This window comes from Brevibacterium sp. AGC70 (genome assembly GCF_057334195.1).
On the sequence record NZ_JBHFIH010000002.1, the window covers coordinates 130075 to 139543 of the forward strand.

The following is a 9469-nucleotide window of genomic DNA, read 5'->3' on the forward strand; positions in this document are numbered from 1 at the left end:
GGGTCGGCTTGAGCTTCCGCGAAGAGCGTTCGTTTCCGATGGGTGGTGAGGCCATGCTCGTTGAATTCCGAGGCCGGGGTAATACTTGTTTTGAAGCTCGGGCAGAATCGCGCGGAGGCACTCCGCGTCGTAGTCGTAGCTGCGGCTACGGCTCCGACAATTCGGCGGCCCGGAGTCAAGTCGTCAAGACAGTCTTGTCAAGCTCCGTGCCGGCATCCTTGAGTGCCGCCAGTGCATAATCGCCGGTCGAAGCCCCTGCATGCAGGTGGACGCATGCACCCTAAGTGCCGCAACGATGGAACGCTAGGAAGTCGGACACGAGCTTGCCGGAGGATCGCATGGTGGCGGACGTCGCGCCGATCGTGCGAAGGTACGCGGTAGCAGGCTGCGCTATCTCGTCCGCATGCTTCGCAAGGTTCTCTTCGTCGGCGATGCGAGCTAGGGCAAGTCTCCTTTATTCGAGGCTGTAGGGCTGGCACTGTGGATGGGTGACTACGCACGACCGCCATCAAGTCTTCATGGACGAGCAGTGGGAGAAAGTCGAACCGTTGTTCGTCGGTGAAGACGTGGCGTCGTTGGTCTGTAGTCACTCATTCAGCGTGTCAGTTCAGAACTCTTGAATAAGGGAGACATGCCCTAGTTTGGGTGCCTGTTTCCCGCGCTCATAGCCCCATACTTTCGTGGAAAGTTGCTGGGTATGCTCCTGGCTGCAGAATCCGACCTGTGCGACCAGAGATAAACCTGCCCCGCGAAGTTCCGATGGACTTAGCCCGTTGAGCTATCGTCCTGCCAACCTTGCAACGCAGACACATAAGCACCTTGGAGCAAGGTCAGAACCGATGGCATTGGCAGACCTTGCTTGTTGAGATCCAGAAGCTCTCGTGGGTCGAACATCATGTTAAATAGGAAGAGGGCATTCTCCAAGTGCTCGTCGCGTATGCAGTGTGCCTTCATCACACGTCGAAGTGGTCGCTCCCAAGCTTCTCGGACCACTTGCATGGTCTCATCCCCCGAGCGCAAACGCTCTAAGAACCCGCGTCGAGAGCGCAGCTGCACAAGGCCCGGACCATAGATTTCCACGACCCTGCCCCACTCGCCGAGAACGTCGTTGAAGAGCGCGGTGCCGGGTGTGTTGCAGTCGTGCGAAAAATCGCGTACTTGGGAGACGACTTCGGTGAGGTATCTTCCGAGAAGAGCCTCTGTCGAAGGATAGTAGCGATAAACGGTCGGTGCAGAAAGCCCAGCACGCTCAGCGACGGCGGGAATAGTAACGCCTTCGGGGTCGACCCTCATGATCTCCCCAGCAGCCTGCAGAATCGCGCGGTTATTTCTGACGACGTCCTTGCGTTGGACTTGCAGCATTCACGCCCCCTCTGTTTCTTTTCATGGTACCCATTCGCCGCCATTTTCGCATGAAACACAAAAGTGCTCCTAGTTTTTCGCAAGCCCTGTCGACTCTGATCTGCCTTGGGATGTGGTCCGTCGCCCGACCAGCACAAAGAAGACGGGCAATTCAATCCAGCGACTGTGACGATTTGAGTCATTGCTGAGCTGGACGGTACTTCGCTCGTATGGAGATAAAGTGCGACTGGTGTTGCATTTTATTGCTGGTGTGACTAGCGTATTGGAAAAGCGACACGTGACGCGCATCACTCCCTTCGCCGTGAGCCAACGAACGCGAGGGAGCGCTATTCGAAGGGTGAGCCCAATGACGAGAACAATTGACCTAGTAGCCGACGTCGGAGAGGCATTTGGTCCCTATAGCCTTGGCGATGACGAACACCTGCTCGATCTCCTCACCTCAGCGAACGTGGCCTGCGGGTTCCACGCTGGTGATCCGCAAATCATGACTAAGACCGTGGCAGCCTGCCGAACACGAGGGGTGGCGGTGGGTGCACATCCAGGGTTCAACGACCTCCGCGGATTCGGACGGAGAGCAATCGCGATGTCAACAGATGAGGTCCGCACAGACGTTCTCTATCAACTTGGCGCGTTGCAGGGAATCGCTCAAGCTCAAGCTGTGGAACTCTCCCACGTCACCCCACATGGGAGCCTCGGAAATCTGTCTGTGACCGATGAAGGTTATGCACGCGGAGTAGCGGAAGCTGTCGCAGCGTTCGATCCAAATCTACCGATTGTCACTCAAGAGGGTCAGCTTTCGAAGCTCGCTCGCTCGGAGGGACTTCGAGTCGCAATCACTGCGATGGCCGACCGCTCGTACAACCCGGACGGCTCACTGGTCTCACGAAAAATAAAGGGAGCTGTCATTCACGACGAAGACGTTGTCGTTGAGCGGGCAGTACGTATGGTCACGGATGGAACCGTGGTCGCTCACGACGGTTCTCTGATGGAGATCGACGTCGACACGGTCCTCCTTCACGGCGACAACGCCGAAGCTGTCGAAGCTGCAGACCGAATTCGCGATGCTCTGTCTGCGGCAGGTGTCGGGTTCGCGTCACTGGCGACAGTCCTCTCGGAAAAGAACAGCGTATGAAGGAAATAGTTCTTTCAGATCCCTCCGGCTCGGCAGCACGCACGGTGCACGTGCGACCGTTCGGTGACTCAGCGTTGCTCGTCCACCCCAGCGACGATGACAAGGAATCACGATGGCGGATGGCCCACGCTCTCGCAGCATCGCTTCGAAAGGCGAATCTCGTCGGCGTAGAAGGCATCACGCCGACATTTGAATCTTTGACCATCGAATATGATCCGTTGCGATTAGATGTCTTCTCTCTCTGCGAAAGCCTCACTGAGGCTCTCTCAACCGCAGGCAACATTGCGATCGAAGAGCGTCTTGTCGAGATACCTCTCGTCTACGGAGGCGACTTTGGCCCCGACCTGACTTCGGTTGCTGGCCACCTCGGAATCAGCGAAAACGACGTAATCGAGAAGCACTGCGCGACCATGTGGCGACTGGCTTTCAATGGTGCCCCTGCTGGTGCTCCAATGCACGAAGGTGACGCCTTCGGCACGCCGATTCCGCGAATGAGCCACCCTCGGGTCAAAATTCCCGCTGGGTCCGTCGCGGTGTCGGGACACCAGGGCACTATCTACACGATTCCTGCCCCTGGAGGATGGCGGCTCATCGGAACTACGCCATTGCGGATGAACAATCCTTCAGGACAACCATTCGTCGCTTTGACCCCTGGCGACACACTCCGATTCGTTCCTATCTCTGTCGATGAGTTCCACCGAACTGAACCCGTCTTCATCGGAGAGCTGTTATGACTTCCGTAGAGATCAACATCCGCGAAGCGGGAGTATCGGTTGTGACTGATCTAGGACGGTACGGCTTCACCGATCAGGGCCTCCAGGTCAACGGGGCTGCAGATCAGTTCTCGGCAATGGCTGCCAATATTCTTGTCGGCAATGGTGAAGGTTCTCCGGTGATCGAACTTACTTCGATCCTTCCATTCGAAATGTGCACACCGGAACCAGTGTTGTTTTCCATTACCGGTTCGACCGGAGACATCACCATTGATGGAATCAATTTCACCTCACGTACACCGATCGTGACATGGCCAGATGCCTGCATACGCATAGAGCCGGCCCAAGCGGGACTGCGCGGCTATATCGCCATTCACGGCCGTATTGAGGGCGATGAGTACATGGGCTCGTGTGCCTATGACTCGCTCATTAACCGAGGCTGCAAGCTTGCCGACGACCAAAGGCTCCGAGTCGACGGCCACTGTGTCCAAGCGCCTCCGCATATGACTCCCTGTTTTCCCATCAGAGCACCACGCGAGCTCTACTCTCGTCATACTCCGCTAGGCATCATGCCTGGCCCGGAACTGCACGAGTACCCCGGCTTCTTCGACAATATTTCGAGCCAAATGCGCACAGTGGGCGCGCAGAGCGACCATGCTGGCATACGACTGGAAGGCACGGATGCTCCACGCAGTCGCACTTCGGAAATCCTCTCCCGTGGAGTGCCGGTCGGCGCAATCGAGGTACCGCCGGCAGGAGGAATGATCGCACTTCTCCGAGGGAGACCCCTCACCGCCGGCTATCCGGTGCCAGCAGTCGTTGCCCGCGGTTGGCACTCACAACTAGCTCAGATACGGCCCGGGGACACTGTATCCCTCATTCCCACTACGCCCGCTCAATCAATAAGCGTCGCACAGAGGCGAAGGGATGAGCTCGACATACTCCGTAAGAAATGTTCGACGGCGTTCGCCGCTTCTCGACTTTTCAGCCCACGCACCACGTCCATGATCTAAACCTTCAACTCCACACAGGAGAGAACATGTCCACAACAACATCATCAAAACCAGAAGAGCTCTCGCCCAAACAACTACGGCGTGCAGTTTTGGGTGGAAGTGCCGGAGTCTTCGTCGAATTCTTCGACTACGGCATCTACGGCTTCCTCGCCGGAACCATCGCTATTGTCTTCTTCCCTCCTGAATCGCCGACTGCCGGACTGATCATGACGTGGGGGATCTTTGCACTGACCTTCCTGGTTCGCCCCTTGGGCGGTATGGTGATCGGCGCATTCGCCGATCGAGTCGGCCGTCGTTCTGCTCTTGTTCTCTCGCTCATGTTGATGACCGGCTCTACGGTGGCGATCGGGCTCTTGCCCGGGTACGCAACCGTCGGGCTATTGGCTCCAGCCCTGCTTCTTGTCTGCCGTTTGGTCCAGGGATTCTCTGCCGGTGGAGAGGTCGCTAGTGCCTTTTCGTTCGTCGCCGAGAATTCGCCCGACCACCGTCGTGGCTTCCTGACGTCACTGCCGCAGTTCGGTTCCTATTTGGCTATGCTTTGCGGAACCAGTCTGGGAGTAGGGATGGCAGCCTTTCTGCCTGAAGACTCGCTACAGGAGTGGGCATGGAGAATTCCGTTCCTTCTCGCTGGTCCGATTGGGCTCATCGGCTTCTGGATTCGCCGAACTTTGCACGACACCGTGATCTTCCGACAGGCGAAACAAGAGGGGGATACCGTCTCCAATCCGCTATCCGAGAGTCTAAAGGACAAAGAGACCCTGCGCCGTGTGTTCTTTGCCATCACCTTGGCTCTGCTCAACAGCTCGGGTTACTACGTTCTGTTCAACTACATGCCGTCGTATCTCAGTCGGGAACTGAACTTCAGCACCGGCGACGGGCTCGGAGTTACGGCTCTTGCCGTGCTGGTGATGCTGGCAGGTATCCCCACGATGGGAGCGCTCTCAGACCGAATCGGCCGGCGAAAAGTTCTGATCGGGTCGGCCGTCGCCTCTGCCGTGCTTGCCATCCCCAGTTACTGGCTGCTGGCGCAGGGCAGCTTCTGGCTGGCCGTTATCGGTGCGTTGGTCATGGCCGCTGCCTTCTGCGGACACTCCGCCACCATAAATCTCACCCTCGCTGAACTGTTCCCCACCCGAGTGCGAGGCACAGCATATTCCCTGGGATACAACATCTCCACGGCGCTCTTCGGTGGAGCGGGACCGCTGGTCATGACCAGCTTGATCGCCGCTACCGGTGTGACCTCGATCCCGGCCTACTACGTGGTGCTCACAGCACTTGGCACTGGTCTCACCGCGTTCTTCATCGCCGAAACCGCCCGCAAGCCTCTCGCATAGAAGTGCGTTCCTCGAATTCGATTCCAGTAAAGGTGTAAGGAGCAACATGGAACAGCCAGCATTTACGATTCCGGTCACTCCTCCTGGGTCCTCTGCTCTCACGGAGAGAATCACGCAGGTCTCACGTCGCCCGAGCAATCTCGGTCAACTAATGCCCGGAGTAGTTTCTCTTGCGATGGGGGAGCCCAACGCGGACACGGCTCCAGAAATCGTCGCGAGCGCAGTGGCTTCCTTGGAATCTGGGCGAACTCACTATGCCCCGCTCAGCGGACTTCCCGATCTGAAAGTCGCCCTAGCCGAACGAATATCTGCGACAACAGGTCGGAACACATCTGCCGACGAAGTGATACTCACTCACGGTGCCAGTGCGGCTTTGGCCGCGGTCACCTTGGCATTGGTCGAGTCAGGGGACAAAGTCGTCGTTCCCGAACCAACCTATTCGCTCTACGCTGACCAACTGGCGATGGTAGGTGCTGAGATAGTGAACGTCCCTGCCCTCGAGGATGGATCGAACGATCTCGCGAGCATCGGCGAAGCTCTCAGAGGTGCACGCATGCTCATCCTGTGCAATCCATCGAACCCGACAGGGGCGGTCATGGATGGCGAGGACATGGCACACCTCGAAACCCTTCTCACCGACAACCCTGAAACTGTGTTAGTTGCCGACGAAGCATACAGCGGCCTGGTCTTCGATGATGAGGAATTCGTCTCTGCATTGTCACTGACCTCGCTGCGTGGTCGGACGATCATAATCGGCACATTCTCGAAGACGTACGCCATGACCGGATGGCGACTCGGTTATTCCGTAGCTCCCGTGAACATTGCGAAGCGGATCGACCTCGTGCACCGAACGATCAACGGTGCACTTAACACCTTTGTTCAAGACGCCGCGATCACAGCGCTGGAGACTCCTCAACATGTGCTCAGCAAGATGCGCGACGACTACCAACGGCGTAGGGACCTGGTCATCGATGCACTGTCGTCCATGCCGAAAGTGTCAGTCAATGCGCCCCGGGGGGCATTCTATGCATTTCCGAAGATTCACAGCTCACTGACCTCGGAACAGTTGGTCGAGGAGTTCGCGAAAGGCGGAGTACTGGTGCGCGCCGGTTCCGAGTACGGAGCCTCAGGCGAAGGGCATGTGCGCATCTCTTTTGCCGCTGACGAGGCAAGTATAGAAGAAGGACTGCGTCGCTTCGGCCAGGTGCTTGAGGGCTTGTCCGCCTGACCGTTGCACCGGAATTAAGAATAGACGCTTCGGCAATCACGAAAACCAGTAGTACACAACGGGAGGACATAGCAATGGCACTCGAAGAGAAGGTTTTCGCCCGATTGGGAGAACTGGGCGCGGCGACAGTTTATGAAGCACACGGGCAGAAAGGGGCCATCGATCCGGCGATCAAACCACTTGATCCAACCTCAGTGCTCGCCGGTCGAGCTGTCACCGTCAAGCTCGATCCGGCCGATAACTGGTTTATCCACGTGGGACTCATGCACGCAGGTCCCGGTGATGTCCTCGTTGTTGACATCGGAGGCTACACGGACGCTGGCCCTTGGGGAGACGTATTGACATTGGCTGCACAGGAAAGAGGGGTTGCTGGCCTCGTCATCGATGGGGCGGTTCGTGATAGCCGCGACATTGTCGAGTCCGGGTTCCCTGTCTTTACCCGCGGAGTGTGCATTCGTCGCACCACGAAACGGCAGATAGGAGCGATCAACGTCCCGGTCACGATCGGCGGCATCGAGGTCGTGCCAAAAGACATCATCGTTGGAGATGCTGATGGGCTGGTCAGAGTACCGGGGGTGGAAGGGCAGGCGGCGCTGAAGTCCGCTGAAGCCAGAGAAGCGAAGGAGATAGGACAACGGGAGCAATTGCGCCAGGGTGCTTCTACGCTTGATCTCCTTGGCCTTTCTTGGCCAGAGTCTATTGCGAGACTTGGCTCTGAAACATGAGTACAAAAATTCTCCGGAAATGATGTCGCCACCCGACTAGTGCCCGGATATTCGAGACGGAACCCCGGTCCCGCCTCAACTATCCAAACATGGATCTCAATCACAGACTGACCAATCGACGCGCTCAAACGTGTACTCGCCCCCGGTCTCCGTCTGTGCTGGGTCCGGCGTAGTGCCGATCGCGCGGCTGTTCATTCTGGACTGAGTGCCGATGTTGCTCATGCTCCTGGAGATTCACATAGGGATGTTCGTCTTGGCGTCAGGGGGCCGGAAACATTCTGTCGGGCCCTGCGTAGATTTTCCGACACAGGTCTAGCCTACGGGGGCTTCGTAGTCCTGCGACCTAGCCGGCATCTTCTCGCAGGAATGACTTCATCGCTCATTATTCGGACGACCGAGAGTGGCCCGTTTTCGACAGGAACAAACGGTGCTTTTGACTGCTGAGATGACAATCACTGCATTGTGCCGACTGCCTTTCGGACGACTTCATATCCGCGATCAATGGCCTCGCGCTGATCACGCGTGACCTCGTGTACGGGGTACTCGTCGAATGCCCAAACGAACGGGTCGGGAGTGAGCTCGTCGATGCCAGCAAGAGTTTCGACCACCGAAAGCCCGCAAAATGGAACATAGGCAGGGGAGTACCCGCCCTCATGCGAGAAAACAAGCCTTCCATCGCACAGTGAGTCTGCCGCGGACATCAGGACCTTTGTCATCTGCGCATAGCCCGCGGCTGTGACGCACATACGACCCAATGGATCTGCCATCGATGCGTCGAAGCCGCAACTGACGATGATCACTTCGGGGCGAAACGCTTCGAGAGCAGGAACGACGTTCTCGGAAACGGTGGCGACGTACGCTCCATTGCCGCACCCTGCCGGAAGCGGAAGATTGATGTTGGTCCGATTGCTGTCTTCTCCACCGGTTTCGTCGAACATGCCGGAGTCAAGCGGGAACAAACGGTCTTGGTGGACGGAGATCGTCAGCACCTCGGGATCGTTCCAGTAGATCTTCTGTGCTCCGTTTCCGTGGTGGACATCGATGTCGACGATGGCAATTCGGTGCGCCTTTTCCTGACGTCTTGCTTCGTTGATCGCAATGCTGACGTTCGAGAATATGCAGAACCCGCGACCCTGTTGAGGTTCCGCGTGGTGGCCTGGTGGACGCACCAGTGCGTAGGAGTTGTCGACGGTGTCGTCGAGCACGTTGAGCAGCGCCGATGTCGTTGCGCCAGCGGCCATCTGCGCGATTTCGTAGCTGCCGGGGCCAAAGGGCGAAGTGCCATCGCCGGCGTCACCGCCTCTGGAACTGCTCTGTTTGATGATCCGGTCGACGTAATCGTTCGTGTGCACCGAAAGGATTTGTTCTTTTGTGGCAGGGGCGAATTCCAGGTCGGTCAGGCTTTTTCGCAGGCCGCTGACTTCGATGAGACTCGCCATTCGTGTCTTGGACGCCGAGCTTTCAAAGTGCTCGAGAGGTTGGAGCAAACCGCCTGTAGGGAGGAAGCCGACGTGGGTAGAAGTGTCGTGCCATCCGAATCGTTCGTGCCAGATGTAACCGGTGTTGCGTGAATTTGTGCGTTCTGCGTTGGTCATGATGCTTGTTTCTCGTCCTTCTGCTTCTGGTTGAGTTCGGCAAAGAGGTTGTCGACTCGGGTCTGTTCTTTTGCGCTATTGGGCAGGAGCAGGCTGACGGCCACCATAACGGCAGTGTTGATGATCAGCCCCGCTATGCCTGAGGTCATTCCGCCCAGCCATGGCACTGAAATCGGGTAGAAAATCTGCACGATCGCGGCGGTACCGAAACCGAGAATCATTCCTAGAATGGCGCTGAGCGCAGTCGTTCGTCGCCAAAAGATGCCGAGGAACAGCGTCGGTGCGAGTTGGCAGATTCCTTGATATGAGACTTGTGCCCACAGCACGAGACCTGACGTAGTCGTAGCCGTTGCCAGCGCTCCGAGAG

At 57.4% G+C, this 9469-nt stretch carries 8 protein-coding genes and 1 pseudogene; 6 read left to right on the forward strand and 3 right to left on the reverse strand.

Features of this window, described 5'->3' with window-relative positions:
- Positions 1-765: 765 nt before the first annotated feature.
- A complete protein-coding gene (locus tag ACE03M_RS02950) occupies positions 766-1362 on the reverse strand; it encodes a TetR/AcrR family transcriptional regulator (RefSeq protein WP_092107734.1) in 597 nt (198 codons plus the stop codon).
- Positions 1363-1708: 346 nt separating this feature from the next.
- On the opposite strand from ACE03M_RS02950, the gene ACE03M_RS02955 reads away from it, so the two are divergent.
- The 6 genes from ACE03M_RS02955 to ACE03M_RS02980 all read left to right on the forward strand — a co-directional run bounded on the left by ACE03M_RS02955 (position 1709) and on the right by ACE03M_RS02980 (position 7507).
- Positions 1709-2494 carry a LamB/YcsF family protein gene (locus ACE03M_RS02955; RefSeq protein WP_485932712.1) on the forward strand — a complete coding sequence of 262 codons (786 nt, stop codon included), beginning with the start codon at positions 1709-1711 and terminating at the stop codon, positions 2492-2494.
- Positions 2491-3228, forward strand: a complete 738-nt coding sequence (locus tag ACE03M_RS02960; protein WP_092107738.1) for a 5-oxoprolinase subunit B family protein — start codon at positions 2491-2493, stop codon at positions 3226-3228. Before ACE03M_RS02955 ends, ACE03M_RS02960 begins: the two co-directional genes overlap by 4 nt.
- Positions 3225-4220, forward strand: coding sequence for a 5-oxoprolinase subunit C family protein (locus ACE03M_RS02965; protein WP_485932713.1), 996 nt, complete (start codon positions 3225-3227; stop codon positions 4218-4220). The genes ACE03M_RS02960 and ACE03M_RS02965 overlap by 4 nt, the downstream gene beginning before the upstream one ends.
- 26 nt (positions 4221-4246) lie before the next feature.
- Positions 4247-5554, forward strand: a complete 1308-nt coding sequence (locus tag ACE03M_RS02970) for an MFS transporter (RefSeq protein ID WP_143923744.1) — start codon at positions 4247-4249, stop codon at positions 5552-5554.
- A gap of 151 nt (positions 5555-5705) precedes the next feature.
- Entirely contained in the window at positions 5706-6782 is a 1077-nt protein-coding gene (locus tag ACE03M_RS02975) for a pyridoxal phosphate-dependent aminotransferase (RefSeq protein WP_485932719.1), read from the forward strand.
- Positions 6783-6856: 74 nt separating this feature from the next.
- Entirely contained in the window at positions 6857-7507 is a 651-nt protein-coding gene (locus ACE03M_RS02980) for a 4-carboxy-4-hydroxy-2-oxoadipate aldolase/oxaloacetate decarboxylase (RefSeq protein ID WP_092107746.1), read from the forward strand.
- Between the two features lie 452 nt (positions 7508-7959).
- On the opposite strand, the gene ACE03M_RS02985 is transcribed toward ACE03M_RS02980, so the two are convergent.
- Together ACE03M_RS02985 and ACE03M_RS02990 are read right to left on the reverse strand one after the other, a co-directional pair.
- Complete coding sequence (locus ACE03M_RS02985; RefSeq protein ID WP_485932714.1) at positions 7960-9102, reverse strand: class II histone deacetylase; 1143 nt, start codon at positions 9100-9102, stop codon at positions 7960-7962.
- Positions 9099-9469 (reverse strand): annotated as a pseudogene (locus ACE03M_RS02990) (sodium:solute symporter family protein); the annotation flags it as partial. The gene ACE03M_RS02985 and the pseudogene ACE03M_RS02990, both read right to left, overlap by 4 nt.